The 1,660-nt window shown below is 58.9% G+C and carries 1 protein-coding gene; it reads right to left on the bottom strand.

Annotated features, from left to right (window positions below):
* Positions 1-149: 149 nt before the first annotated feature.
* A complete protein-coding gene (locus Q2M23_RS43530; protein ID WP_316399507.1) occupies positions 150-1,595 on the bottom strand; it encodes an IS1182 family transposase in 1,446 nt (481 codons plus the stop codon).
* Positions 1,596-1,660: the final 65 nt, after the last annotated feature.

Genomic DNA, 1,660 nt, shown 5'->3' with positions numbered 1-1,660 from the left:
GGTCTTGGTTGTGTGCAAACGGATAGGTCGGACGTGGCCGTGGTCGCCAATTATTGCAGGCGGCCGATGTTGTCGCGTCGGACCGTCCAATGACCGGCCAAAGTGGGTATCGCGACGCGGTATTGCGGTTTTGGACGCACTTTCCGGCCTTAGGCGGCGCGGATGGCTGCAATCAGGCTCGGTTTGCCGACGATGTTCATCACCCGTGTGAGGTTATAGGCGAGAACATGCAGCGCCATCTCAGCGGCGACATTCGGTAGGCGCTTCATCAGGAAGTGGGTCGCACCCATACGGGCCTTGATCGTGCCGAAGGGATGCTCGACTGTCTCACGTCGCGTCCGCATGGCGTCGGGATTGGAATCGAGCCGTCTCTGGACCTCCTCGACCACATGTTCATGCTCCCAGCGCGTGATCCGGCGCTCCTTGGACGGCGTACATTGGCTCTTGATCGCGCAGCCTTGGCATGCCGCCGTCGACCAGTAACGGCGCAGCGTCATTCCATGCTCGATGTTGGTGAAGTGATATGGCAGCAGCTGGCCGGATGGGCAACGGTAGACATCCTCATCAGGCAGGTAGGCGAAGTCCTGTTTGCCGAACCGGCCCTCAGCCTTGGCGTTCGACGTCATCGGCTTGGGCAAGGTGACTGCAACGCCAGCCTCTTCGCAGGCTAATATCTCCTCTCCGTCGAAGTAGCCACGATCGGCGACCGCATCGAGTCTGTCCACTTCGAGCACTTCTTTGGCTTGTTTCGACATCCGAGCAAGCTGTCCCCGGTCGTTGCCTACGTTTATGACCTCGTGCGTAACAATCAGATGGTGTTCAGTGTCCACCGCGACCTGGACATTGTAGCCGACGACACCCGATCCGCGTCCGCTGGTGGCCATCGAACGGGCATCTGGATCGGTGAGCGATATCTGTTGATCCGGCGTGTTGCGCATCTGCGCATCAAGCACTTCCAGGCGGCTCATCTCCTGCTTCAACCGAGCGATCTTTTCCTTGATCCTCGTCGTCTTGATGCTGATCGCTTCCGATGGCTCCTGCCGATCGGCGCTATCGAGTTGACGCAGATATCGGCCGACGCTTTCCTCAATCTGCGCCATCCGCCTCGCCATCTTGGCATGCGTGAAGTTGCGGTCGCGGTTGTTCACCGCCTTGAACTTGCTGCCGTCGATTGCGACGCTTGGGGTCTGCAACAGGCCCATTTGCCGGCATAGTGCAATGAACTTCGCACAAACCTTCTTGATCGCCGCTCCATTGTCCCTCCGGAAATCGGCGATCGTCTTATGATCGGGAGCCAGGCGGCCGATCAGCCACATCACCTCGATATTGCGGCACGCCTCACGTTCCAGGCGGCGACTGGATTGCACCCGATTGAGATATCCGTAGATGTAAAGCTTCAGAAGGACTGCCGGATGATAGGACGGCCGGCCCGTCTCCTTGGCGATCACACGCTCAAACCCCATTCCATGCAGGTCGAGCGCCTCGACAAACACATCGATCACATGGACCGCGTTGTCCTCGCTTACCCAATCCTCCAGACATTCCGGCAAGAGCGTCAGCTGGGATCTGTCCGCGCCTTCAACGAAGCGTCCCATCCGTATCCCCCATCAGGAAACGGAAGAATCCTAACCGACTCGTGGCTTTTCACACAGCCAGGGTC

The sequence above is a fragment of the Bradyrhizobium sp. 33ap4 genome (genome assembly GCF_032654765.1).
Classification (GTDB): Bacteria; Pseudomonadota; Alphaproteobacteria; order Rhizobiales; family Xanthobacteraceae; genus Bradyrhizobium; species Bradyrhizobium australafricanum.
The sequence above is the reverse complement of the archived record's forward strand: the minus strand, read 5'-3'. Positions and strand labels throughout refer to the sequence as shown.